At 62.2% G+C, this 26,125-nt stretch carries 21 protein-coding genes; 9 read left to right on the top strand and 12 right to left on the bottom strand.

The annotated features are described in order from the left end of the window. Positions 1-298: 298 nt before the first annotated feature. Positions 299-559, bottom strand: a complete 261-nt coding sequence (locus EN861_RS36270; RefSeq protein WP_245464269.1) for a hypothetical protein — start codon at positions 557-559, stop codon at positions 299-301. Between the two features lie 430 nt (positions 560-989). After that, the gene (locus tag EN861_RS12640) at positions 990-2,870 is read right to left on the bottom strand and encodes a cellulose synthase catalytic subunit (protein WP_127276084.1); all 1,881 of its coding nucleotides are present in this window, start codon (positions 2,868-2,870) and stop codon (positions 990-992) included. A gap of 619 nt (positions 2,871-3,489) precedes the next feature. On the opposite strand from EN861_RS12640, the gene EN861_RS12635 reads away from it, so the two are divergent. Both EN861_RS12635 and EN861_RS12630 read left to right on the top strand, forming a co-directional pair. Beyond that, positions 3,490-4,413, top strand: coding sequence for a glycoside hydrolase family 26 protein (locus EN861_RS12635; RefSeq protein WP_127276083.1), 924 nt, complete (start codon positions 3,490-3,492; stop codon positions 4,411-4,413). Positions 4,414-4,545: 132 nt separating this feature from the next. After that, positions 4,546-5,064: a DUF995 domain-containing protein gene (locus tag EN861_RS12630; RefSeq protein ID WP_135863798.1), complete on the top strand. Its 519-nt coding sequence runs from the start codon at positions 4,546-4,548 to the stop codon at positions 5,062-5,064. A gap of 149 nt (positions 5,065-5,213) precedes the next feature. Here EN861_RS12630 and EN861_RS12625 read toward each other — a convergent pair whose 3' ends face one another. Together EN861_RS12625 and EN861_RS12620 are read right to left on the bottom strand one after the other, a co-directional pair. Beyond that, positions 5,214-5,663 (bottom strand): DNA polymerase III subunit chi, encoded by a 450-nt coding sequence (locus tag EN861_RS12625; RefSeq protein ID WP_127276081.1) that lies wholly within the window; start codon positions 5,661-5,663, stop codon positions 5,214-5,216. Positions 5,664-5,672: 9 nt separating this feature from the next. Further along, on the bottom strand, positions 5,673-7,196 hold the full coding sequence (locus tag EN861_RS12620) for a leucyl aminopeptidase (protein ID WP_127276080.1): 1,524 nt from the start codon (positions 7,194-7,196) through the stop codon (positions 5,673-5,675). A gap of 364 nt (positions 7,197-7,560) precedes the next feature. Between EN861_RS12620 and lptF the strand changes: the two genes are divergently transcribed. From lptF to rsmA, 6 genes are all read left to right on the top strand, one after another. Then, positions 7,561-8,763: an LPS export ABC transporter permease LptF gene (gene lptF / locus EN861_RS12615; RefSeq protein ID WP_127276079.1), complete on the top strand. Its 1,203-nt coding sequence runs from the start codon at positions 7,561-7,563 to the stop codon at positions 8,761-8,763. Beyond that, positions 8,760-9,845: an LPS export ABC transporter permease LptG gene (gene lptG / locus EN861_RS12610; protein WP_189343640.1), complete on the top strand. Its 1,086-nt coding sequence runs from the start codon at positions 8,760-8,762 to the stop codon at positions 9,843-9,845. Before lptF ends, lptG begins: the two co-directional genes overlap by 4 nt. Then, entirely contained in the window at positions 9,845-12,289 is a 2,445-nt protein-coding gene (locus tag EN861_RS12605) for an LPS-assembly protein LptD (protein WP_189343619.1), read from the top strand. Before lptG ends, EN861_RS12605 begins: the two co-directional genes overlap by 1 nt. Before the next feature lie 88 nt (positions 12,290-12,377). Beyond that, entirely contained in the window at positions 12,378-13,310 is a 933-nt protein-coding gene (locus EN861_RS12600; protein WP_167531199.1) for a peptidylprolyl isomerase, read from the top strand. A 13-nt stretch (positions 13,311-13,323) separates the two neighbouring features. Next, entirely contained in the window at positions 13,324-14,340 is a 1,017-nt protein-coding gene (gene pdxA, locus EN861_RS12595) for a 4-hydroxythreonine-4-phosphate dehydrogenase PdxA (RefSeq protein WP_189343618.1), read from the top strand. Between the two features lie 25 nt (positions 14,341-14,365). Further along, positions 14,366-15,199, top strand: coding sequence for a 16S rRNA (adenine(1518)-N(6)/adenine(1519)-N(6))-dimethyltransferase RsmA (rsmA, locus tag EN861_RS12590; RefSeq protein ID WP_127276074.1), 834 nt, complete (start codon positions 14,366-14,368; stop codon positions 15,197-15,199). Between the two features lie 138 nt (positions 15,200-15,337). On the opposite strand, the gene gmk is transcribed toward rsmA, so the two are convergent. From gmk to fabD, 7 genes are all read right to left on the bottom strand, one after another. Continuing rightward, entirely contained in the window at positions 15,338-15,994 is a 657-nt protein-coding gene (gmk, locus tag EN861_RS12585) for a guanylate kinase (protein ID WP_027053294.1), read from the bottom strand. 21 nt (positions 15,995-16,015) lie between these two features. Next, positions 16,016-16,906 (bottom strand): YicC/YloC family endoribonuclease, encoded by an 891-nt coding sequence (locus tag EN861_RS12580; RefSeq protein WP_127276073.1) that lies wholly within the window; start codon positions 16,904-16,906, stop codon positions 16,016-16,018. Positions 16,907-17,061: 155 nt separating this feature from the next. Then, positions 17,062-18,330 carry an endolytic transglycosylase MltG gene (gene mltG / locus EN861_RS12575; RefSeq protein WP_127871435.1) on the bottom strand — a complete coding sequence of 423 codons (1,269 nt, stop codon included), beginning with the start codon at positions 18,328-18,330 and terminating at the stop codon, positions 17,062-17,064. 99 nt (positions 18,331-18,429) lie between these two features. After that, positions 18,430-19,692 (bottom strand): beta-ketoacyl-ACP synthase II, encoded by a 1,263-nt coding sequence (fabF, locus tag EN861_RS12570; protein WP_127871434.1) that lies wholly within the window; start codon positions 19,690-19,692, stop codon positions 18,430-18,432. Between the two features lie 34 nt (positions 19,693-19,726). Continuing rightward, positions 19,727-19,963 (bottom strand): acyl carrier protein, encoded by a 237-nt coding sequence (locus tag EN861_RS12565; protein ID WP_006203723.1) that lies wholly within the window; start codon positions 19,961-19,963, stop codon positions 19,727-19,729. 212 nt (positions 19,964-20,175) lie between these two features. Further along, a complete protein-coding gene (fabG, locus tag EN861_RS12560) occupies positions 20,176-20,913 on the bottom strand; it encodes a 3-oxoacyl-[acyl-carrier-protein] reductase (protein ID WP_127280775.1) in 738 nt (245 codons plus the stop codon). Between the two features lie 57 nt (positions 20,914-20,970). Then, positions 20,971-21,912, bottom strand: coding sequence for an ACP S-malonyltransferase (gene fabD / locus EN861_RS12555; protein ID WP_127280774.1), 942 nt, complete (start codon positions 21,910-21,912; stop codon positions 20,971-20,973). Between the two features lie 244 nt (positions 21,913-22,156). Between fabD and EN861_RS12550 the strand changes: the two genes are divergently transcribed. Then, entirely contained in the window at positions 22,157-24,118 is a 1,962-nt protein-coding gene (locus tag EN861_RS12550) for an LTA synthase family protein (RefSeq protein WP_127871431.1), read from the top strand. A gap of 45 nt (positions 24,119-24,163) precedes the next feature. Here the strand turns inward: EN861_RS12550 and EN861_RS12545 are convergent, their stop codons facing one another. Continuing rightward, positions 24,164-25,804, bottom strand: a complete 1,641-nt coding sequence (locus tag EN861_RS12545) for a pilus assembly protein (protein ID WP_127280759.1) — start codon at positions 25,802-25,804, stop codon at positions 24,164-24,166. Positions 25,805-26,125 lie beyond the last annotated feature (321 nt).

The following is a 26,125-nucleotide window of genomic DNA, read 5'->3' as shown; positions in this document are numbered from 1 at the left end:
GAGGGACAGAATGGCAGCGTCCGCCGATTGCCATCGCCAGGAATGGCGACCGCGGGCAAGAGATCAGGCGCAATCCCTCGCCAACCTCTTGCCCTCGGCTCGCGCCCCCCGCGAGGAACGGAGCGGCGGCTGCATAAGTCAAATCACGCCGCCACTTCCAGGTCTGACGCCCTAGAACGGTTCACAGTTTCAAAGAGGACGCCGAACCAATCCATCTCTTTGTTCCAGGCAGTTTCGCAAGGGCAAGCGCTACGCGCTTGTCCCGGGAAAACCGTTACACACTGTTCCCGTAATTGCTTCAGTACCGCGAACGGCAGCTGGCGCGCTGGCCAAAGCCGCTCGGGCCGCAAATCCAGGGAGAGTGACCGAGCAACGGCCCGCTATTGCCCAAACTGTAGGAAACCTTCACGGGCGCCGTCTTGCCGATCCGCTGCGGCCGGACGAAAGCCGCATAGGCCTCCTCTCTCGTGCGTGTCACGCTGGTGATCCGCGTGAGCGATTTGCGATCGACCAGATGCAACCGTTTCTTCTGGACGTAGTGAGCCTTCTGGCCAAGCATATGAGCCTCCGGCCTGGTGCTGATCGAGCCGGTCTTGGTCGCATCCATACTCTGACAACCGGACACCATCGAGATCAATGCAACAGCTGCGAATGCACAGGCATATTTCTTGCCGATCCTTGGCCAATTTCCAATATATGTTTTCATCGACGTCCCCTGCAAAAACATAAGCCACTGGAGCGCGGGGATATATTGTCGGTTATTTTGTGTTCCGCGCCACGCTAGCAGCCTCACGCCGCTCGCATCATGATCTTATATTAGGGGATACTTATTAAGAATCGCGCAAGCGACATGATGAGCGCGGTCTGTCCGCACTCGATCGGATATTATTAAAACTGAATCTATTGAGACTGCGCCGGGGTTGCGCGGACGGCCGCCGGCTCACAAGGCGAATGTTCCGGGAAGCGTTGTCGCGCGCGCCTCTTCAACGTCAGCGCGGCGTTTCCCAACCCGGATCGAAGTAGAAATTGCGGGCACCGATATTACCCTGGCCGGCGCCGGAAATCACATAGGCTATGCGCACGATGCGCAAGCCGCCGGCGCCCTGCTGCAATCCGTAGACGCCTTCCATGCCGCGATCGTAGAAGCCCACGGCCGGCACGGCGAGCGCCAGCACGGCGAGCGAGGCCTGCAAGGTCATCTTCGCGGCATTGGCGCGCAACGGGATCTTGTTCTCGATGACGTGTCTTGAAACGATCACCACCACCAAAAGCCCATAGAGGAATGCATTGAACGCCGCGAACCAGAAAAAGCCGGTCGCGTCGAAAGGGTGCTCAATTATCAACACGGGCAGTGCCGCGCCGATGGCCAGCGCCACATAGGGAACGAAGGCGCGGACCGGCAACAGGCTTTTGGGACCGCTGCCCTTGGGGGTGACACGGAAATCGACGAAGGATTTGGTCAGATAATCGCGCAGCGACGATAGCGTGCCGGCCAGTACCCAAGGCCAGCGTGCGAAGAAAAGAAACAGCGTGCCTTCCCAGCTTATCGTCTTGGCCGTCAGCGGCCGAGAGAGGCCGAATGCCTTCAGCATCATGACCAGGCCCACCAGAGCAACGGCGTTGGGCAGATAGTGAAGAAGGAAGTCGGCATACATGACGTTGGCGAAGTTGCGCCCGGTGAAGAGCGCATACATCGGCATGACGTACATCAGCAATGCGAAGATGGCGAACAGTGGATACCAGAGCTGGCAGAACAGGAACTGAAACTTCAGCCTCCAGGGCAATTTGGGAAAATATGTGGGCGAGTATTCGAGCAGGATCGTCATCAGGCTGCGCGACCACTGGAATTCCTGGGTGACGAGATCGGCAAAGGTCTGCGGGCCGTCGCCATGGGCGATGGCGTCGAGCGCATGCACGCCGCGCCACCCGGCGGCGTTGATCAGCATCGAGGTGGAGTGATCCTCGGCCAACTCCGGACCGAGACCGCCCGCCTGCCTCAGCGCCTTGGTTCGAACGGCATAGTGCGAGCCGATGCAAAGCGGCGCGCCGCCACCGGTATGGCCGGACTGCAAGGGCCCGTGAAACATCCCTTCTGGAAACAGCCGGCCACGCGCTGCCCAGCTTTCGGCGGCGTTGTTGTCGCAGATGCTCGGCGCCGAGACATAGCCGACCGCCGGATCGGCGAAAGGATAAAGGATTTCCCTGAGATAGGTTGGCGTCGGCCTGTGATCGGCATCCATCTGGGCGACGAAATCGTAGCGCTCATAACCGTAGTGGTCATAGAAGAACGCCAGGTTGCCCTCCTTGCAACGGGTGCGGCGCGGCCAAGTCTTGCGGTGGTAGTCTTCCCTTCCGCGCCGCGTCGAAATGAACACGCCGTGGGCATCGCACCAGCGAACCGTCTCCTCGGACGGGTCCTCGTCGGCCAGCCAGGTGTCATGCGGATAGTCCTGCGTAAGCATTGCTTCCAAGGTGCGCGCAACCACGGCGAACGGTTCGGACGGCGCCTTGGTCACCACCATGGCGACCCGCGAGCGCTTCGGGATGCTGGCAAGCTTGGATGGCTTCCTCGAAGCGTGCACGTTGAGCAGAAAATACATCGGCATCAAGGTCAGCCAGGCCAGCACCAGCGTCGCAAAGATGTATGACCCGAGGTATCCGATATGGTCCGGCTTCAGCCACCAGATCCAGAAAAAGCCGAGAGTGACGAACCAGGAAGCCAGGCCGAGCCGCAGGATCCACTGCCGGACCGGAGACAATATGGGCACCAGGAAAGGAACCTGCGCCGCGGCGTTGGCGTGCATCCTCCCACGCGGCCGGGTCGGCCTGGTCTTGGGACTGATGATCCCTGCGTCCGCGGAAACACTCATACAACTACCGCCGCCACTCCGAGCATCAGCCGAACGACGGCCGACACGCTTTTCAGGTCGGCTTCAGAATCCCTCCACATCTCATTAGAGTCAACTAAATTAACCGATCCTTAACTAGCTTTCTTGAGAACTGGTTAACCTAACGCCTTTGAATCGCAGCAAGTATTCCGCCGAAGAGTCGCCGTCGACCCATGCCGGAATGATGAACCGCACCTTTTTTGCGCTTTGGAGAATTCGCCGGGGTCAAGGCGATCTGGAGGCTGCACCGCCGGGCAGCGTTAACCATGTTGCGAGCGCCAAGGTTAACCGATCGTTAATTGTTCTTGACTCTTGGTCCGGTCCGGCTCTTAAATTAGTCAGGGATGATATATCGGAATATTGACGCGAATTTGTGAGTATCGCGGCGAACTTTCTCTCTGAAGCTCCTCAGTGTCGGCGCCTTGAGAGATAATTTGGGTGGCCCCTTGCACAGGTTGGCACACCCGCCAATGGTCGCTCCGAAATCCCGCAGATTCCGCCAATAGACCCGATCGGTGTTGGGTAGTCGTGTCGATCAGGCATCGATGCGGCGGGCGAAGCCTTGGCTTCCATGGGAAGCTAAGGCCATAGGAGGTCAACGATGAAACACTCCGCAGCAAATGTACTTGTAGTCGCGCTGGCTTTGGGCGGAAGTGCCGCGTTTCCTTCCGCGGGAGGCGCCGGTTCCGCCCCCGCGACAGACCCCGTCCAGACGAGCAGCGCCGCGTCGGCATTCGGCTCGTACGATCCGTATGGCGATTTCACCAATGACAAGACCGCCAGCATCGAGGAACTGTTCCTGCCTTGGGAAGATGTCGATCTATCGACGCTGCCTCTGGCAGACACCTATGCCCAGGAGCGCGGTCGCTCGCTGTTGATCACGATCGAGCCGTGGACCTGGTCGAAGGACTGGCGCATCACGCCGCCCGAACTGCGTGACGGCATATTGGGCGGCAGGTATGATGCCAATATGCAGGCGATCTGTGGCCTGGTGGGACAGATGAAAAGCCCGGTAACCATTCGCTGGGCGCAGGAAATGGAAGACAAGAACGGCCGCTTCACCTGGGCCAACTGGGCTCCCAAGGACTGGATCTCAGCTTACAAGCGCGAAGTCGATATCTGCCGCAAGGCGGCCCCCGCGGCCAAATACATGTGGTCGCCCAAAGGTGAAGAAGGCCTGGAAAAATACTACCCCGGTGACGACTATGTCGACGTGATCGGCCTGTCGGTGTTCGGCCTGCAGAAAAAGGACAATGACGAGGCCGGTCGCGACCGTACGTTCGCCGAGATGCTGAAACCCGGCTATGACCGCGTGGCGGGTTTCAACAAGCCGATCGTGGTGGCGGAACTCGGCTATGTCGGCAAGCAGGACTATGTTTCGAAGTGGCAGGACGATTCCCGCAAGTCCTATGCGGAGTTCCCGGCGCTCACGTCCGTTGTCTACTTCAACCAGAAAGAAGTGTGGCCGTGGCTGGGGGGCTATGGTCTGCCCGATTGGAGGGTGACCCAGCACGTCCTGCCGTAGACGCATCGTTCGATGCGTCCCGACACGATCGGGATGGATCTCCATCTTTCTTGTTTGATTGGCATCCATGCCGGACCAGTGTTTCGGCATGATGGTTGAGGCGTGGCGTGAATCAGTCTGTGGAGTAGTTCCGTGAAACGAGTGCTGGGTAATTGTGTCGGAGCGGCGTTCGCCTGCTCCGTTCTTGTTCTTGCCTTACAGGTCCCTGCGACAGCCGAGACAGCGACCAAAATCGCCGAGCAGGCGCAAAAGGGCGCCGTGGTGCCCGACGAAGGCGTCTACCAAATCTATCAGAACCATTCGTGGATGTGGGGCAATCACGGGGCCGCGTTCTTTGCCGTCAGGCAGCGGCAATTCAACGCCTGGTCGACCGAAAAGGGCCAGCCGGGCTATGGCGACGGGACATGGTTCATCCCCGGCGGCGGCAAGTTGTGCTACCGCGCGCAATGGCACGGCGCCTGGGGCGTGAAGGGCTCCATGACCTGCTTCGAGCATCGCCAGACCGGCAAGGCGATCTACAAGCGCAAATCGCCTGATGGCGAATGGTACGTTTTCAGGAGCCCGCATCGGAACCGCTCGGACGAGTTCATGAAATTGAAATACGGCGACTACGTCACCAGGAAACAGAACCGAATCAAGGCAAGACTCTAGAACTGTCATCCGCGACGCTGGGCTGGAGATGCTCATCGTTTCGGGGAAACGCCGAACGGCTCCAGCCCTTGGTTCTTACGCACCTCCCTATGGAGTGCGCTACGCGCTTTCCCTGGATAGGTGCACAGTTTTCCTGGAATTGCTCTAAACTAGGCCTTGCGTTCCCAGCGGCGGTCTGACGTCTGCTGCCAGTAGGTCACGGCGTGGCCCGCGTCCTTCATCGTCTTCCAATGCGCCCGGGCCATCTCGACCTGGGCCGCGTCATGGCCATCGAACAGGAAAACCGCACGCTCGTAACCGCCGAGGTCGGGCGGGGCGGCGCCGTCGACCAGGAACCTGATTTTGGCCTCGTTGGGGTTGCCGGCGCCGGTGGTCAGCAGGATTGGCTGTTCAGTTGGGTAGGCTTCGCGATCGGTCGCGTGCGCCAGGAAGGAATCATCGCGGAAAGTCCACAGATGCTGGTCGAGCGCGTCTCGCCGTTCCTCGGTGCCGGTCTGCACCACGGCGCGCCAGCCGCGATCGACGCTGCGCTCGAGCAGCCCCGGAAGCGCATCCTCCAGGGTCGATTCGGTCAGATGGTAGAACAGCACATCGGCCATGGATCGACGTCAGCTTTCGTAGTGATCACGCACCAGCCGGTCCAGCAGCCGTACGCCGAAACCCGAACCCCACGACTGGTTGATCTCGTTCAATGGCGAGCCCATCGCGGTACCGGCAATGTCGAGATGTGCCCAGGGCGTGTCCTTGACGAAGCGCTGCAGGAACTGCGCGGCGATGATCGCGCCGCCGTAGCGGCCACCGATGTTCTTCATGTCGGCATTCTTGGAATCGATCAGCTTGTCGTATTCGGCGCCGAGCGGCATGCGCCACAGCCGTTCCTGCGTTGACTGTCCGGCCGCGGTCAGCCTTTGCGCCAGTTCGTCGTTGTTGGAGAACAGGCCCGCATAATGCAGGCCGAGCGCAACCATGATGGCGCCGGTCAGCGTCGCCAGGTTGACCATGAATTTCGGCTGGAAGCGGTCGTTGCAGTACCACAGCGCGTCGGCCAGGACGAGGCGCCCCTCCGCGTCGGTGTTGAGCACCTCGATGGTCTGTCCCGACATCGAGGTGACGATGTCGCCCGGGCGCTGCGCATAACCGTCGACCGCGTTTTCGACAAGACCGATGATGCCGACGACATTGGCCTTGGCTTTGCGCGCGGCGAGCGCGTGCATCAACCCGGTCACGGCGGCAGCGCCACCCATGTCGCCCTTCATGTCCTCCATGCCGGACGCCGGCTTGATCGAATTGCCGCCGGTGTCGAACGTAACGCCCTTGCCGACGAAGGCGACCGGGCTGTCCTTGGGCTTGCCGCCGTTCCATTGCATGACCGCCATACGGGCGCCACGCGGCGAGCCCTGCGCGACACCGAGCAGCGAGCCCATGCCGAGCTTCTTCATCTCCTTTTCGGCCAGGATCTCGACCTTGACGCCAAGCGCCTCGAGTTCCTTGGCGCGGGCGGCGAATTCGACTGGTCCCAGCACGTTTGCCGGTTCGTTGACCAGATCGCGCGCCAGAAGCACACCGTCGATCACCGCCTCGGCATCGGCGAAGGCTTTCTTGGCGCCCACCGGATCGGCGGTATGGATGGTCACCTTGACCGGCTTTTTCGGATCGGCCTTGCCGCTGCCCTGGCCGTCGTCCTTATCCTTCCTGGTCTTGTACTTGTCGAAGGAATAGCCGCGCAAGAGAATGCCGGCCGCAAGGTTCGCGGCGTCCTTGCCATCGGGCGAGGCACCGGCCAGGTCGAGCACCACGGCCACGTCGGTTGCCTTGCGCAGCGATGCCGCAATGGTGCCGCCGAGCTTCAGCCAGGCATACTCGTCGAGCCCCGACACCCTGCCTGCGCCGACCGCGACCAACCTGTCGAGCGATGTTGCCTCCGGCGCCAGGATTTCGACAGCGCCGGCGAACTTGCCGGTAAATTCGGCGACCGGGAAAGCCCGATCCAGCGTCTTGCCCGGATCGTAAGCCCTGGCCATATCGCTCAGGCCACCGTCATCCGCCGACAGCACGAAGACCGTGCCCTTTCTGTTCGCCGCCGTCTGGGGCGCGGCGAATTTTGCAAAGGCGATCGACGGTCTCGGGTTCATCATGTCCTGCTTTCGGGGATTGCGCGATGATGCGCGAAGCGGTTTGAAGCGATCCGCGACATTTGGTCGTTTTCCGGCATTTGGCAAGACTTTGCCAAAATGGCTACCCATATGAGACATGGAATCGATGGCGATTCGTCGCGGAACGGCTCCGCTTCATGCCGCAACCTGTTGTTAACCATCGATGTTCGTCCTTTCTTATCCATTGCCGCCGACACTCCGGCCTACTGCGGCACGCGACGTGGGACGGGAACCGGATCGCCTGCCTAATGCAGCCCAACGGAGCCAGTTGTGCGGGCGTCGCCGGACAGCTACCCTTAGCGTGGTGGCATGATGCCGTTCGAGAAAATCGAGTAAAGCCTTCATGAAGGTCGTTGAACGCTACATCATGCGCCGCACTTTCGTGGTCTTCCTGGCAGCACTGGTCTGGACGCTGGCCATCGTGTGGACGACGCAGGTGTTGGCCAAGATCAACCTGGTCACCGACAGCGGTCAGTCAGCTTTGACCTTCTTCGAGGTCGCGTCCCTTATTCTCCCCTCCATCGTTCCGATCGTCGTGCCTTTCGCGCTCGTGGTGGCGGTCGCCCAGACGCTCAGTGTGATGAATTCGGATTCGGAACTCGCGGTGGTCAATGCATCGGGAGCCTCACGATGGACCATCGTGCGGCCGATCATGCTGCTGGCGCTGGCCGCCAGCGTCTTTTCGTTCGCCGTGGACAACGGCATCGACCCCTATGCACGACAGAAGAACCGCGCCCTGGTGGCGGAGTCGCGCGCCGACCTTTTGTCGCTGATCATCCAGGAAGGCACCTTCCGCAAGATCGAGGACGGACTGTTCCTGCAGATTGGCGAGCGGCTTCCCGACAACCGGCTGGGTGGCATCTTCGTCGCCGATTCGCGCGAGGAAGGCGTCAATCTCGTCTATTATGCCAAGACCGGCAGCATCATCGAACGCGGCGGCGAAAAGGTGCTGATGATGAATGATGGCGTCATCCATCGCAAAACGCTGACGGGCGACCTCAGTGTCATCCGGTTCACGTCCTATGCCTTCGACATGTCGGCCTTCATGTCGGCGGCCAACCAGGTGACGCTCCTGCCAAAGGACCAGACCACCCAATACCTGCTCAATCCAAGTCCTAACGACAAGAATTACCAGCAAAGTCCCCAGGAGTACCGGGCCGAGGTCGACCAGCGGTTTTCGGAATGGACCTACTCCATGGTTTTTGCGCTGATCGCGCTCGCGGTGGCGGGAGACGCGCGTTCGCATCGCGAGGCGCGCGTCAATCCGCTGATCACCGCCATCGCGATATCGCTGTTCGTGCGCTGGCTGGGTTTCTTCGCCGCCAGCAAGGCCGATGAGGTCCCGCAATATGCCTACATGGTCTATGGCGTGCCGATCGTGGCTTCCGCGGTGGCGATCTGGTTCATCGTATCGAACCGGACCATGGAACTGCCGGTTGCCTGGGCGGACTGGATGACAAACCTGGCCAGCCGAATCGGTGATGGCTGGAATGCCCTCAAATTGCGTCTCTCCAGGCGCGACACCTCAGGCCAGGGGGTCGGCTGATGGGCTGGACTCTGGGTCGATATTTCTTCTTCCGCTACGTGGCGATCACGATCTGGTTCTTCCTCGGCCTTCTGGCACTGGTATTCCTTATCGATTTCACCGAACTGTCCGGCCGCACCACCGGCCTGCCAGGGTTCACCTATGGCACGGCGATGGCCATTTCCGGCCTTCGAATGCCCATGATCATGCTGCAGACGGTGCCGTTTGTCGGCTTGTTCTCGGCGATGGCGACGCTGGTTTCGCTCAACCGGCGGTACGAACTTGTCATCGCGCGGTCCGCGGGCGTTTCCGCCTGGCAGTTCCTTTTGCCGTGCTGCATCGGCGCACTGCTGTTCGGCGCCGTCTCGGTCGGAATCATCAACCCGCTCGCCGCGCACGCCTTCTCCTTGTCCGAACAGATCGAGACGCAGCTGCGCTCCGGCAAATCCAACACGGTTTCGGCCGACGCCGCTCCCTGGATTCGCCAGAAAACCAGTTCCGGCGATACTATCATCGGCGCGCGGGCCATCCTCGACCAGGGTCTGGAGATGGCCGACGCGGTCTTTTTCATCCTCGACCAGCAAGGCAATATCGTCGAGCGCAAGGATGCGGCGCGTGCTTACCTGCGCGACGGTTATTGGGAATTGCAGGATGTGAAGATCTTCAGGAACGGCACCATCCAGCCCGTCGCGAACGATCGTGTGCCGACCAATCTGAAGCCGGAATTCGTGCAGGAGCGGCTGGCACGCCCGGAGACAATTCCCTTCTATGACCTGCCCGGAAAAATCGAGGTTGCCCGTTCCTTCGGCCTCAAGGCAAATGCCTTTGCCATGCAGTTTGATTCGCTGGTGGCGTTGCCGTTTCTCCTCGTCGCCATGACGCTGATTGCGGCAACAGTTTCAATGCGATTTGCGCGAATGGGGCAGTCGGCAACGATGATTCTGGGTGGCGTCGTTGCCGGGTTTCTGCTTTATGTCGTTTCGGTGCTGGTGAAGGCGTTCGGCGTGGCGGGGTTCGTGCCGACTGCCATAGCCGCCTGGGTGCCGGTCGTGGTAGCTATGTTCTTCGGGGTGACTTTCCTGCTATACAAGGAAGACGGCTAGTGAGGGAGGCGTTTTTGCCCAGCGACAGGCAGGCCCGTTTGGCGCGCCTCTATGCGGCGAGCGCCTTGGCGTGCCTGGTCGCCTGCGGCGTCCCGCTGCCGGCGTTCGCGCAGGATGTCGGCAACATGGCGACCACGGTTCCGTCCGGCTCGCAGATGCTGCTCGCCGCCGACACGCTGGAATACAACAACGACAACCAGACGGTGACCGCCATCGGCGGCGTGCAGATCGACTATGGCGGCAACCGCCTCGTCGCCCAGAAGGTCGTGTACAACCGCAACACCAAGCGAATGGTTGCCAGCGGCAATGTCGAGATCGTCAACAGCGACGGCACCAAGATCAATTCGCAGCACATCGACATCACCGACGATTTCGCAGACGGCTTCGTCAACGCGCTGCGCGTTGAAACCGTCGACAAGGCCTATTTCGCCGCCGAAAGCGCCGAACGCATGGGCGGCGTGCTGACCACCTTCCACAATGGTGTCTACACTGCCTGCGAACCATGCGAAGACAAGCCCGACAAGGCGCCGACATGGCGCGTCAAAGCCAGAAAGATCATCTGGAACGGCGAGAAGAAGACGGTTCGCTTCGAGAACGCGAATTTCGAGTTCTTCGGGTTTCCGCTGGCCTACTTGCCGGCGTTCGAGATCGCCGACCCGACGGTGAAGCGCAAGAGCGGCTTCCTGATCCCCAGTATCGGCTACAACAGTCACTTGGGGTACAGCGTCAAGATCCCCTACTATTTCGCCCTTTCGCCGACATATGACCTGACGGTGACCGGAAGCGGCTACACCAAGCAGGGCTTCCTCGGCGAAGCCGAATGGCGCCAGCGCTTCAACAATGGCGAATACACTTTCAAGATCGCCGGCATTCAGCAGCAGGATCCGGACGCCTTCATCGACGGCGCGGCATTCCCCTCGACCGCTGGTCACAATATCGATTCCGGCGCGGTGGGCGATCCGAACAAGTTCCGCGGCATGATGGGCACGCAGGGGCAGTTCGCGATCAACGAACGCTGGAATTTCGGCTGGGACGTGTTGCTGCAGACCGACAAGAACTTCTCCAACACCTACAACATCGCCAAGTACAATGCCTACGTTCACCAGTCGTCCGTCTACCTGACCGGCCTTAATGACCGTAATTATTTCGACGTGCGCGCCATGCATTTCGAGGTCCAGGAAGATACGCCCAACGAAAATGCCGCGGCGCGAAGCGGCCAGCAGCCTTGGGTGCTGCCCTCGCTCGACTATGCCTATATCCCCGACACATCGGTCGCCGGCGGCCAGTTGTCGTTCAACGTAAATACGCGAGTCATTCGCCGCGAAGATCTTGACGAAGCTTTCAACACGCCATACGATTCTGCCACGCCGGCACAGCGTGTCCGTGGCATAGAGGGCGAGTCTGGCAGACTCACCACCGAAGCCGAATGGAAGCGGACATTCGTTACCGATGATGGGCTGGTATTGACACCACTGCTGGCATTCCAGGGCGATGTTGACTACGTCCGCGCGTCATCGGCTTCGCTCGCGGCCATTCAGGAGATGGCCGCCAACCCTGACATACATACCAGCGAAGACATGCGCTCGTCCTTCGCACGCTACATGGCGACCGCCGGGCTCGAGATGAGCTGGCCGCTGTTGTTCTCGCTGGCCAGCGGGTCGAGCCACGTTGTCGAGCCGATGGCTCAGGTGTTCCTGCGCCCGAACGAACAGTATGTCGGCGGCCTCTCCATTCCGAACGAAGACGCTCAAAGCATGGTTTTCGATGCAACCACGCTGTTCGAACGCGACAAGTTCTCCGGTTACGACCGCATCGAGGGCGGCTCGCGTGCCAATGTCGGCCTGCGCTATTCCGGCTCCTACATCAACGGCTGGGGCACCAATGCGATCTTCGGCCAGTCCTATCAGATTGGCGGCGAAAACTCCTTTGCGGCACCCGATCTGGTCAATGTCGGCGCAAATTCAGGGCTTGAGACGACCAAGTCCGACTATGTCGGCCTGTTTGGCATAACCAGCCCCAATGGCTTCGCGGCCTCCGTCAGCGGCCGTTTCGACGAACAGAGCTTCGAGATCCGCCGCGCCGAGCTGAAAGCTGCTTATTCCGGCCTGCCGGTGTCGTTGAGCGCCAAGTATGCCTTCATCCAGGCCCAGCCGCTCTATGGGTTCACGACCGACCGTCACGAGGTCACGCTCGGCGCATCGACACATCTTGCCGAGAACTGGCGCGTGTTCGGAACAGGAACCTACGATTTGCAGGAGGGCCTGCTGGTCAAGGACGGGGTGGGCTTCGCCTACAACGATTCCTGCTTCACCTATCTGATGACGTACGCGCAGTCGCGTGACCTGAACACCAGGGAAGTGACGCAGAGCATCGGATTCAACCTGTCGTTCCGCACCCTCGGCGACTTCGGCTCGTCGACCAACGCAATCGACACCATCCAATAAGCGGCGACATCGTTTCGCCGCATAGGGCTGGCACGGATTCGCGTATCCGGAAGGGGACGGAATTGGGCGGAGCCGGAATAGAATTGGGATGCCAACGATGAGGAAATACCTCTTTTCAGCAGGGTTCGCGTTGCTTGTGGCGGCGACATCCCTGTCGATGACCGTGATGACGCCGCCGGCTTTCGCCAGCGAGATCAAATACGTCGTCAACGACATAGCAATCACCAGTGGTGACATCGCCCATCGTGCCGCCTTCCTGAAGCTGCAACACAAGAAGGGCGACGCTGCCCAGGAAATGATCGACCAGACGCTGCGCCTCGCCGAGGCCAGACGGCTTGGCATCCGTATCAGCGATGCCCAGGTTGAGGCCGCCTATCAGCGCTTTGCCACCAACAACAAGATGCAGCTCGGCCAGCTCGACGGCGTCATGGAAAAATCCGGCGTCAGCAAGGACCATTTCAAGGAGTTCATTCGTGCCCAGATGGCATGGAACCAAGCCTTGAGCGCGCGTTACCGCTCCGGTGAAGGTGGCAGCGTGACCGAACAGGACGCGGTGCGGCGCATGCTTGACAAGGGCGGCGCCAAGCCGAGCGCCATGGAATACATGCTGCAGCAGGTCATCTTCGTCGTGCCAGCGGCCGAACGCAGCGCGACACTGGCCAAGCGCAAGCGCGAGGCCGATGCCATGCGTGCCCGCTTCAACGGCTGCAACACGACACGCGAGTTCGCCAAGGGCCTGATCGACGTCACCGTTCGCGACCTCGGCCGGATTCTGGCGCCGCAACTACCGCCGGACTGGGCCGAGCAGATCAAGGCGACCAAGGTCGGTGGCGCCACCGTCACGCGCGAGACCGAACGCGGCGTCGAATTCATCGGCATCTGCTCGTCGCGCGAAGTGTCCGACGACAAGACGGCACAGATGGTATTCCAGAGCGAAGGCTCCAACGACAAGGCCGCCGACGATCTCAGCAAGAAATATGTTGACGAGCTGAAGGCTAAAGCCCGCATCGTCAAGCGCTGACGTGGGCCGCGCGATGACCGCGCTGGCGTTGAGCGTCGGCGATCCGTCCGGTATCGGCCCTGAAATCGCCATCGCCGCCTTCCTTGCGCGGGACGCCGTCGGCTTGCCCCCCTTCTACCTTCTGGCCGACCCGGCCGTGGTCGCGGCGCGCGCGCGCCACCTTGGCGTTTCGCTGCCTGTCCAGGAAGTGACGCCGGTGCAGGCGATCGAGGTCTTTGGCCGCGCCTTGCCGATCGTTCCCCTGACGGAGCGCTTCATCGACAGCCCCGGCCGGCCAGACCCCGCCAACGCAGCCGGCACCATCGAAGCGATCGACCGCGCGGTCGAGGCCTGCCTTGCCGGCGAGGCGGCCGCCGTGGTGACTTGCCCGATCGCCAAGAAGCCGCTCTATGATGCCGGCTTCCGTTTTCCCGGCCACACCGAATATCTGGCGCATCTGGCGGCTCGGCACAGCGGCGTCGAGGCGATGCCGGTGATGATGCTGGCAGGCCCGGACTTACGCACGGTTCCCGTAACCATCCACATCGCCCTGGCCGACGTGCCGAAGGCCCTGAGCACCGAATTGATCGTCGCGACCGCACGCATCACCGCGGCCGACCTTGCCGGCCGCTTCGGCATCGCCAGGCCTCGGCTCGCCATTGCCGGCCTCAATCCGCATGCCGGCGAAGGCGGCTCCATGGGCATGGAAGACGAGCATATCGTGCGCCCAGCGGTCGACACCCTGCGCGCTGAAGGCATCGATGCTTTCGGGCCCTTGCCCGCCGACACGCTGTTCCATGCCCGGGCGCGGGCAGGCTACGACGCCGCACTGTGCATGTATCACGACCAGGCGTTGATCCCGGCCAAGACGCTGGCCTTCGACGAAGCTGTCAACGTCACGCTGGGCCTGCCCTTCATCCGCACCTCCCCCGACCACGGCACCGCCTTCGACATCGCCGGCAAGGGCGTGGCGCGGCCGGACAGCCTGATAGCGGCGCTGAAGCTCGCCAGGAAGCTCGCCGACATCGACGCGAAGGCCGTCGCCGCATGAGTGCTTCCGCTTCCGGTCTTCGCGCATGAGCATCGATGGGCTGCCACCACTGCGCGACGTCATCGAGCGCCATGGGCTGCAGGCGAAAAAGGCTCTCGGCCAGAACTTCCTGCTCGATCTCAATCTGACCGGCAAGATCGCACGCAGCGCCGGCGACCTGGCAAATGCCACGGTGATCGAGGTCGGGCCCGGGCCTGGAGGGCTGACAAGGGCGCTGCTATCGAACGGCGCCCGCCGGGTCGTTGCCATCGAGCGCGACGAACGCTGCCTGGCTGCGCTTGCCGAAGTCTCCGCTCATTACCCCGGTCGGCTGGAGGTGATTTCGGGCGACGCGCTGAAGACCGACTTCGCGGCACTCGCCTCGGAGGCCGACCACGGTCCGGTCCGGATCGTGGCCAACCTGCCTTACAATATCGGCACGGAACTGCTGGTCCGATGGCTGACGGTCCCAAACTGGCCGCCCTACTACGCCTCGATGACGCTGATGTTCCAGCGTGAGGTCGCCCAGCGCATCGTGGCGGCACCCGACAGCGATGCCTATGGCAGGCTGGGCGTGCTCGCCGGCTGGCGCACGCAGGCCAGGATCGCCTTCGACGTCCCGCCTCAGGCCTTCACGCCGCCACCCAAGGTCACCTCTTCGGTGGTGCACCTGGAGCCGCGCACGACACCCCTGCCCGCCGATGTGAAGAAACTCGGCCGAGTCACGGAAGCCGCCTTCGGCCAACGCCGGAAGATGCTGCGCCAGAGCGTGAAAAGCCTCGGCGGCGAGGCCTTGCTCGAACGAGCGGGGATCGACCCGACGCGCAGGGCGGAAACACTCAGCGTCGAGGAGTTCGTGCGGCTGACCAATGCGGTCTAACTCCGCTCTCTCCGTTCACGGGGAGACGATGCCGGCAGGCAGATGAAGGGCAGTGCGAAGTTGCGAAGGTATGGTGCTGCCCCTCGTCCGGTCCTTCGGGCCACCTTCTCCCCGTTGACGGGAAGAAGGAAAGGGCGATCACACCGTTTTCTCGTCCAGCAATCCCGACACGAAATCGAAGAGACCCGGCCGGCGGTCGCGCCGCAGCCGCTCGGCAACGACGATGCCGCGCACTTCGGCGAAGGCACGGTCGAGATCGTCGTTGACGATGACGAAGTCATATTCCTTCCAGTGCTCGATCTCGTTGCGGGCGTTCTTCAGCCGCGTCTCGATCACCGCTTCCTGGTCCTCGGCGCGGCGCTTCAGCCGCGCCTTCAATTCTTTCATCGACGGAGGCAGGATGAAGATCGAGACGATGTCAGCGCGCATCTTCTCCTTGAGCTGCTGAGCGCCCTGCCAGTCAATGTCGAACAGCATGTCGCGGCCCTGCGCCAGCGCCAGTTCGGCCGGCTCGCGCGGTGTCGCGTAGCAATTGCCGTGCACCTCCGCCCATTCGAGGAGCGCGTCGGAATCGCGCAACCGCTCGAATTCGCGCATCGTGCGGAAGTGGTAGTGAACGCCCTCGATTTCCGAACCCCGGCGCGGCCTTGTGGTAACCGAGACCGACAGTTCAAGGCTTGAATCGCTCTCCAGAAGGTTGCGCGCGATCGTCGACTTGCCGGCCCCCGATGGAGACGACAGGACGAGCATCAACCCCCGGCGGCGGATGCGGGACCCCAAATCCCTGGGAACCATCGGTTCCTTGGCAACCATCGGCTACTCCAGATTCTGGACCTGTTCACGAAACTGGTCGACCACGGCCTTCAACTCCAGCCCAATCGCTGTGACTGTCGCGGCGTTCGACTTGGAGCACAGCGTATTTGATTCGCGGTTAAATTCCTGTGCCAGAAAATCGAGCTTGCGGCCGACCGCGCCGCCGCCCTCAAGCAAGGCCCGGCCAGACGCGACATGCGTTTTCAGCCGGTCGATCTCTTCGCGAATATCGGCCTTGGTGGCAAGGAACGCCGCCTCCATGTGCAGCCGGCTTGCATCCAGATTGGCGGATGCGTCCATCAGCAGCCTGACCTGCTCGGCGATGCGTTCGCGGATCACCGCCGCATCGCGTGACGGGTCAGCTTCCGCGCGCAGGGTCAGCGTCTCGATAGTATCGACATGGCCGGACAAAAGCACGGCCAGTGCTGCGCCCTCACCGTGCCTGGCCTGTTCCAGGCCGTTCAGCGCCACGTCGAGCGCGGCCATGATGGCGGCGTCGAGTGCGGTCCGCGCCTCTTCGGTCTCGATGGTTTCAGGTACGTCGAGCACACCACGCAGCGACAGCAATCCGTCAGCCGTCGCGGGCGCGACGCCGAACTGCTCCTGCAGCCGCTTGGCCAGGCCGGCAAGATCCTTCAGAAACGCCTCGTTGACGATAGGTTGCGCCTGCGTGCCGGCGGCGCGGCCGATGGTCAGCGTCGCCTGGAAATTGCCGCGGGCGAAACGCTTCTGCAGCGTTTGCCTGACCACAGGTTCCAGCCGCTCGAATCCTTGGGGCAGCCGCAGTCGCACCTCGACGCTCTTGCCATTGACGGATTTGACTTCCCAGGCAATGGAGGTGCCGTCGTGCTCGGCGACGGCCCGCGCGAAACCGGTCATACTCTGCAAATTCATGTCGCCCGCACATCCCTGGCGCCTCACCCTGAAACCGGTTTTCCGGTAGGGCAAGCGCGGCTTAAAATGACTACGCCGCGAACGCGTCGAAATCGGACGCCTGGCGTTCTCTCAAATGTCAGGCCGCCGCCTTCCAGGCAACGCCTTTCTTCACATTACTGGGCCGCGCCCGCATCACCGCCGGCATCGCCATTGTCGCCGCCGCTGGCATCGCTGTCGTCGGCTGGCTTGTCTGCTGCAGGCTTGTCGGCACTGCCGCTGGTACCGGCGGCAGCGGCGGCCTTGGCTGCGTCATCGGCCTGCTTCTTCTGCAGCGCGCGATAGCGGGCGACGTTTTCATTGTGCTCGTCCAGGGTCGCGGCAAAGACGTGGCCGCCCGTGCCGTCGGCGACGAAATAGAGATCGTCGGTCTTCGACGGATTGGCCACGGCTTCGAGGGCCGCGCGGCCGGGATTGGCGATGGGTGTCGGCGGCAAGCCGCTGATCACATAGGTGTTGTAAGGCGTCTGCTTCTGGATGTCGGACTGGTAGATCGGACGGTCCGCCGGCTTGCCCTTGCCGCCAAACAGACCGTAGATGATGGTCGGATCGGACTGCAGGCGCATGCCCTTGGCCAACCGGTTCAGGAAGACGGCGGCCACGCGTGAGCGTTCATCGCCCTTGCCGGTTTCCTTCTCGACGATCGAGGCCAGGGTGACAAAGTCCTCGACGCTGGCCAGGGGCAGATCCGGCGCGCGCCGCTGCCACACCTCATCGACCAGTTTCTTCTGATCGGCGAGCAGCTTGTCGACCATCTGCTGGCGCGTTGCGCCACGCGTGAAGCGCAGCGTGTCGGTGGCAAGACTACCCTCGGGGGGCGTCTTCGACGGCATATCGCCGCTCAGGGCGGGTTCGTCGGCGATGCGCTGCAAAGCCTGCTCGACCGTCAGCCCTTCGGGAATAGTCAGCGAGTACATCACCGACTTGCCACTCTTGAGGAGTTCCATGATGTCGCGCATGGACGCCCTGGGCTTGATCTCGTATTCACCGGCCTTGAGCGCGGAATCGTTGCCGAAGGCACGCACGCCGAGGCGGAACACGCGGGCGTCGCTGATTAGTCCGCGGCGCTCAAGCTGGTCGGCGATATCCTGGACGCCGGTGTTGGGCTTGACGAGGAAGGTGTCGCCATTGGCGGAAGGGCCGGGTTCGGTAAACTCCTGCTTGCCGAAATAGAGGGCCACGCCTGCCGCCAGAACCATCAGCATCACCGAGGAGATGACGAAGTTCATGAACACGACGATCTGGCTGCGCGAAGCGCGCGACCGTTTCGGCGGCGGCGTTCCAGCCTCCGGCCGCAGCGCCTCGCTTGCCGTCTTCGGCACGATCGGCCCGGTATTCGCCGGCCTTTGCCCGAATTCTCCGTTGCCTGACGGATTTGTGTTCATTTCGCCCTACCGTTCGATCTCTCAACGAATCCCCTGCGGCAGAGTAGGGGCGAATATGGCAAAATTGACGGCACGCCAAAGCACCGCCCGGCAGCTCGGTCAGCCATTATAACGCTGGAAGACCAGCGAGGCGTTGGTGCCGCCGAAGCCGAAGGAATTGGACAGTGCCACGTCGATCTGGCGCGGGCGCGGCTTGTTCGGCACCAGGTCGATCGCGGTTTCGCGCTCGGGATTGTCGAGGTTGATGGTCGCCGGTGCGATATTGTCACGGATGGCGAGGATCGAAAAGATCGCTTCGGCGGCACCGGCCGCGCCCAGCAAATGGCCGATCGACGACTTGGTCGACGACATCGAAATCTTGGAAGCCGCATTGCCGACCAGCCGCTCGACAGCGCCGAGTTCGATCGTATCGGCCATGGTCGAGGTGCCGTGCGCATTGATGTAGTCGACATCGGCCGGCGTAAGCTTTGCCCGCTTCAGCGCCGCGGTCATGCAACGGAAAGCTCCGTCGCCATCTTCGGCCGGCGCGGTGATGTGATAGGCGTCGCCGGTCAGACCGTAGCCGGTCACCTCGGCATAGATCTTGGCGCCGCGCGCCTTGGCATGCTCGAGCTCTTCCAGAACCACGACACCGGCCCCCTCGCCCATGACGAAGCCGTCGCGGTCGCGGTCGTAGGGCCGCGAGGCGGTTTGCGGGGTGTCGTTGCGCTCGGTCGAGAGTGCCCGGCAGGCCGCGAAGCCGGCGAGCGAAAGTCGGGTCACCGGCGATTCGGCGCCGCCGGCCAGCATGATGTCGGCATCGCCGAAGATGATCAGCCGGGCGGCGTCGCCAATGGCGTGCGCGCCGGTCGAGCAAGCGGTGACGACAGCGTGGTTGGGGCCTTTCAATCCGTGCCGGATCGAAACCTGGCCCGACACGAGATTGATGATGTTTCCGGGAATGAAGAATGGGCTGATGCGGCGCGGGCCGCGTTCCTTCAGGATGATCGCGTTCTCGGCGATGCCCTCGAGACCGCCGATGCCGGAGCCGATCAGCACACCGGTGGCGCAACGCTCTTCTTCGGTGGAAGGCTGCCAGCCGGAATCCTTCAGCGCTTCATCGGCGGCCGCGATCCCGTACAGGATGAAGTCGCCGATCTTGCGAAGTTCCTTCGGCTCGAGAATGGCTTCGGGATTGAGCGTACCGTTGGAGCCGTCGCCACGCGGAATGACGTGGGCGATCTTGCAGGCAAGATCGTCCACTTCGAACTCGGTGACGCGCTTGGCAGCGCTGCGGCCGGTCAGCAGTTGCTTCCAGCCGTGCTCGAAGCCCATGCCGAACGGCGAAACCAGGCCAAGGCCCGTGACGACGACACGCCTCATCGCAGGTCCTCCCCGGTGACGACTGCGGAAAGCGTCAGGCCGAAGCCTTGTCGATGTACTTCACCGCATCGCCAACGGTCAGAATGGTCTCTGCTGCGTCGTCGGGGATCTCGACGCCGAATTCTTCTTCGAACGCCATGACGAGTTCAACCGTGTCGAGGCTGTCAGCGCCCAGATCATCGATGAAGCTCGCCTGCTCCGTCACTTTGTCGGCATCGACGCCAAGGTGCTCGATGACGATCTTCTTGACGCGCTCTGCGGTGTCACTCATTTGGGGCATCCTCGTCTTTTGTTTGTCTGTCTTCGTTAGCGGGCGGAATGCCGCTAATCAAGCTGAAAGATGGTCCTGCCGGAAACGCAACGGCCACGGACCGGTTTTTGCCCGAACCGCCGGGTTGCGGGCCGCATTACACGAAAAATTGCCGAGGTCCAAGCCGAAATGGTGGGTTTTCACAGCGCGGCGATGTTGCTGCCGGAGCTCGCTCAGATCATCGCCATGCCGCCATTCACGTGGATGGTTTGCCCGGTTACGTAGGCGGCCTCGTTCGAAGCCAGATAAGCAACGGCGGACGCCACTTCGGCACTGGTGCCCATGCGCTTCGTCGGGATCGCCGTCATGATCGCCTCTTTCTGCTTCTCGTTGAGCTTGTCGGTCATCGCCGATTCGATGAAGCCCGGAGCGACGCAGTTGACGGTGATGTTGCGGGTGGCGATTTCCTGCGCCAGCGATTTGGACAAGCCGATCATGCCGGCCTTGGAGGCGCAGTAGTTCGCCTGGCCGGGATTGCCGGTCACGCCGACCACCGATGTGATGTTGATGATGCGGCCATGGCGGCGGCGCATCATCGGGTGGGTCAGTTCACGGGTCAGCCGGAAAACGGCGGTGAGATTGACCTCCAGCACCGTATCCCAGTCGGCGTCCGACATGCGCACGAACAGGCCGTCCTTGGTGATGCCGGCATTGTTGACCAGGATATCGACGCCCTCGAGATCGGCCTCCGCCTTCTGGCCGAGTGTCTTGACCTCGTCACGGTTCGACAGGTTGGCCGGGAACAGCTTGACCCGATCGCCCAGTTCGGAGGCCAGCGTTTCCAGTTTCTCGACGCGCGTGCCGTGCAGGCCGACGATCGCGCCCTGCGCATGCAGCACCCTGGCGATCGCCTCGCCGATGCCCCCCGATGCGCCGGTGACAAGCGCCTTGCGGCCGGTCAATTCGAACATTTTTGTCTCCAGGTTGAGAAGAGGGCGCCCCTTATAGGGATGGTCTCAAATGGCGCTTTATGCAAGCGCCGCAAGTGCCGCCTCGACCTCGGCCGAGGAACCGACGGACGCGGTGGCGATATCGCGGTTGATGCGGCGAGCCAGTCCCGAAAGCACCTTGCCGGCACCGATCTCGTAAAGCGTGGTGATGCCGTTGGCGCCGAACCATTCCACCGTTTCGCGCCAGCGCACGCGACCGGTCACCTGCTCGACCAAGCGCCCGGCGATCTCGTCGGGATCGGTCGACGGCTGCACCGATACGTTGGACACGACGGGAACGACTGGCGCGGTCTTTGCCACGCCGGCAAGCGCCTCGCGCATGACGTTGCCCGCCGGCGCCATCAGCGCCGAATGGAAGGGCGCCGACACCTGCAGCATCAGCGCACGCTTGGCGCCCTTATCGGTGCACAGTTTCGCTGCCAGCTCGACCGCGACCTTTGCACCTGAGATGACCAGCTGGCCGCCGCCATTGTCGTTGGCGATCTGGCAAATCGAGCCCTTAGCGGCCTCGGCGCAGGCATCTTCGACATCGGCCTGCTCCAACCCGATGATCGCCGCCATGGCGCCCTCGCCGGCCGGCACCGCCACCTGCATGGCGTTACCGCGAATGCGCAGCAGACGAGCGGCATCGGCGACGGAAACGAAGCCGGCGGCGGCGAGTGCCGAATATTCGCCCAGCGAATGGCCGGCGACATAGGCGACCTGGTCCTTCAGCGAGAAACCGCGCGCTTCCAGCGCCCTGATCGCCGCCAGCGATACCGCCATCAGGGCCGGCTGCGCGTTGGCCGTCAGCGTCAAGGTCTCTTCGGGACCTTCCCAGATCAGCTTCGACAGGTTTTCGCCGAGCGCATCATCGACTTCCTGGAAGACCCTGCGCGCTTCGGGAAAGGCATCGGCGAGGTCCTTGCCCATGCCGACAGCCTGGCTGCCCTGTCCTGGAAAGGTAAATGCGACGGCCATGCGAGGGCTCCCCAGACTGGTTCTGCTTGCGTGATACTACGAATTTTCCCTGCCTGTGACGCAAGGCAGGCCGCCAAGTCAAGCCACTTCAGCCCATGCCGAGGGCCGTATCCTTGAGCGAGTGCCTGTTCCGAAAGGGCTTTTTGGCGATCACACCTGATGAAAACCGCTCACGAATCGTTTGCTGGCTCTTCTTATTTCCGTCACAGGCGCTAGCTTTGCGTGACAATTATATGACAATCGAATGACGTGGGTTGTCTTTGGGTGGGAAGTTAAAGTGGCAAAGAGTTCGAAACGTGCCGGCAACGCCGCGCCGCAATTCCTGGAAGACGATCCGTCCACCGGCTATCTGCCGGGCCGGAGATGGCCGGTCGTCCGCTACGGGCTGATCAGCCTGGCGATCTCGGCCGTCATGGTGTTCGCCATCGAACTGATCGTGCGCGGTGATGTCGCCGGCACCGTTTCCTTCTTCCTGCAGCCGTTCAAGCCGGGCTGGACCACCATCGTCGTGTTCGCGCTGGTCCTGATCGGCCTCGATGCCGTGCTCGGCCGCAGTCATCAAAGCCTGATGATCGTCGCGCCGCTGACCCTATCGCTGGCCTTTGTCGGCCACCAGAAGTCGCATTATCTCGGCGACCCGCTCTATCCGACGGACTTCCTTTACGCCCGACAGATCTTCGCGCTGTTGCCGCTGCTGGTGCGCGAGCGGCCAATGACCGCGCTCGCCATGGTCGCGGGCATCGTGGTCGGCCTGTCCCTGCTCGTCTACGGCTGGCGTCTTTGGCGCCGCAAGGTTCCAGCCCTCAGCCACAAGGGCCGCCTCGCCCGGCTGACGCTGGCGGTGCCGCTGCTCGCCTTCTTCGTCTCAATCATGGACTACGCCACCTTCTCGTGGACCAGGGACCGGCTGCAGATCATCCCGATCATGTGGGACCAGAAGGAAAACTACGCCTCCAACGGCTTTGCGCTCGCCTTCGCGCTCAACGTGCCGATGGCGCACGTCTCTGCCCCGCCGGGCTATTCCGACAAGGCAATCGCGGCGATCGACAGGCCCGATGTGAGCGCCTCGGTGCCGGCCCAGAAGCCAGACATCATCATCGTCATGAGCGAATCCTTCTGGGATTCGACCAAGCTGCCCGGCGTCACCATCACGCCCGATCCGATCCCCAATGTGCGGTCGCTCCGCTCGGGCTCGATGTTCTCGCCCGAATTCGGCGGCATGACCGCCAATATCGAATTCGAAGCGCTGACCGGGTTCTCGAACGCCTTCCTGCCGGCCGGCAGCATCCCCTACCAGCAATATGTACGCACCCCGACGCCGTCGATGGCGACCTTCCTGAAGAGCGAAGGCTATAGGGCACGCGCCATCCATCCAGGCACCAACTGGTTCTGGAATCGCGGCGCCGTCTATGCCGATTTCGGCTTCAACGACTTCAAATCGGAAGAAACGCTGCCGCCCATGGAAAAGCGCGGACCGCTGGCATCCGACGCCGCGATGACCGACGAGATCATCCGCGAAGCCGACGCCAGCGACGACCCCGTCTTCTTCTTCGCGGTCAGCCTGCAGAACCATGGCCCGTATGAGCCGAACCGTTATTCGAACCCGACCCACTCGGTGCAGGCGCCGATCAGCCAGTGGGCGCGTGACTCGCTGCTCTCCTACGCCGAGGGTTCAGCCGACGCGGACCGCGGCCTCGAGCGGCTGATCGAATGGGCCAAGACGCGCGAGCGGCCAACGATTGTCGCCTTTTTCGGTGACCACCTGCCGCCGCTCGGGCCGGTCTATGTCGAGACCGGCTTCCTGAAGGACAACGTCGCGCCCCGCAAGGAACCGACGCCGGAGGCCGCTCTCGAACATCACGCGACTCCGCTGATCATCTGGTCGAACCGTTCGGGCCCGGTCGAGAATCTGGGGACGGTGAGTCCTGCGTTCCTGCCCTATCATATCCTCACCGCCGCGGGCATCACCCACCCCTACTACACCGGCTTCCTGGGCGAGATGCGGGAGCGCTATCGCGTTGTCGACCGCAACCTGCTGCTCACGCCGGCCGGCGCGGCCACGGCCGACTGGTCGCGTCAGAAAGAGATCGACCCGGCGATCCGCGACTTCCGGCTGATCCAGTACGACATGATGTTCGGCAAGCGCCATGCCGCGCCCGACTTCTTCCCCGAGACGGTCGACAAGGTTGTCGCCCACACGAGTTGAGGTCTGGACCCCCCGGATGTATCGCGCGCTCTCGGCATCGGGCGCTCAATTCGTCAGTTGCAGCTTCGAGAACTTGTTGGCGATCTGCTGAAAAACATTCGGCAGCTTGGCCGGATCGTTGACGGCATAATAATCGCTCGGATCGGAAGCGCAGGCGCTGTAAAGCGTGCGGTTGGCAGCGGTGTCGGACTGCAGCACCATCGTGTAGATCTGCACGCCCTGGTTCTTCAACTGCGTGCAGACGCTCTTCGTCCAGCCGTCGACATTGCGGGCCGCCGTCGTCTGATTGTCCGACCCGAAGCGGCCACCCGCCAGATAGCCGTAGGATGTGTAGTCGGACTTCGTCGATTGCTGGCTGGCGCCGTAGACGACGTTCTCACCGTCGGTGAGCAGGAGTACGATCTTGCTGACGCCAGGCGTCTTGAATGGCGCGCCGCCGGTATAGGGCGCGCCGGGCGAGAGCACCCGCATGCCCCAGGACAGCCCCTCCGAGACGTTGGTGCCGGAGCCGTTCCATTCCGTCATCTGGCTCGCCGCCTTACGCAATTTGTCGAAATCGTCGGTCAGGGGAACGACGGGGGTCGGGCAGGAACGGTTGGGACCAACGGTGACGGGAGTTCCTGTCTCGGTGATAAGTTCCTTGGCCGGCGCCACATATTTGGCAACCTGTTCCTTGGTGGCTTTGTCGGGATCGCTGTCGAGGCCGCTGAAGTCGATGCCGAGCCGGTTGTCGCCTTTCTGTTTGTCTAGCTTGACCGTGTCGCTGGCGTCGCTGAGATAGGAATTGTTGTAGTACTTTGCCTCATTGCCATAGGAACTGGACGGCATCTGCGCATCTCCCGGATCATCCGGCGCAAAATAGGGAACGAACAGCGTGTCGGGCTTAGCCGGGTCGGGCGGCGTGTCGGAAATGTTGTAGGCGCCGGCCCGCGCCTCCACGCAGCCCTTCCATCCCGTGTCGTTCCATCCGGGCTCGGCCCATCCGGTGTCCTTGAGCTGCCTGAACAGGGCCATGTGGTTCGGGCGCTTGCCGTCGATGACGGGGAAATTGATACCGTTGGTCGAGGATTTGCCGTCCATGTCGATCCAGGACGGATCGAACCCGTCGCCATTGACGTTCACGGCCGTGACGAAGGGAACCAGCGAGGCACGGACCTGGCGCGTCGGCGACTTTGTCGATTCGAGCGTATCCAGCAACGACTTCGTCGCCGTCCTCAGAGCCGTCATGCGGGCGCCAGCCATCGAGCCGGTATTGTCCAGAACCAGCACGACTTCGAGCTGGTTATTGGACTCGGCCGCCGAGGCATCGACCACGATGTGCTTGCTCTGGCCAAACAGGAAAGCGAAGTTCAGATTGACGTCGGCCGAGGCGACCGCCTTGGTCTTGATGAAATTGACGCCCCTGTCGACGGTCAGGGTCGCCTGCGCGTTGACGAGTTCGCCATGGCCAGCGATGTTGGCCTGGAAATAGCGGTCGAAAGCATCGGTGCGGGTCATGTCGAGATCGCCAAGATGCGAGGAGGCAAGGTTTGCCGCATCGATCGCGTTCTGCAGGTTGCTCTTCGCCCGCATCATGGTCGAGACATCGGTCGCGAAGGCCACTGCCGACAGAATGGCGGGTAGCCCCAATCCCATGAGAAGCGCGAAATTGCCGCTCTTCGAGCGCCAGAACCTGTTGAGAAGCATCCTTACCCCCGAAAATGCTTGCCGCTTGTCATGCACGGCTGTCCGGGCTTTTGCACCTTTCATAATGAATCGACCGTTGACGGCGGCGGGCAACCCTGCGCAACCTGACATTGTGGTTAAGGTCCGGTTGCCGGGGAAAATCGCCGGGCCTTGCTGGCGCCGCGGCTTGATTTTCTGGTGGTTGCGACATCGGGGACGCCGCTTGCCCTTGCCTTATCGGTGGATTGCTATATAGACGCCGCCAATCTGCCGGTCCCAGCTGGGGGCTGAACGGAGGGCCGGAGGTTTTTTCGAGAACCTTCGTGTGAAGCCAGAAGCGCT

The sequence above is a fragment of the Mesorhizobium sp. M8A.F.Ca.ET.218.01.1.1 genome (genome assembly GCF_004791165.1).
In the GTDB taxonomy this organism is placed as follows: domain Bacteria; phylum Pseudomonadota; class Alphaproteobacteria; order Rhizobiales; family Rhizobiaceae; genus Mesorhizobium.
Note: the sequence above shows the minus strand (reverse complement) of the source record. Positions and strands in the feature narration are given on the sequence as shown.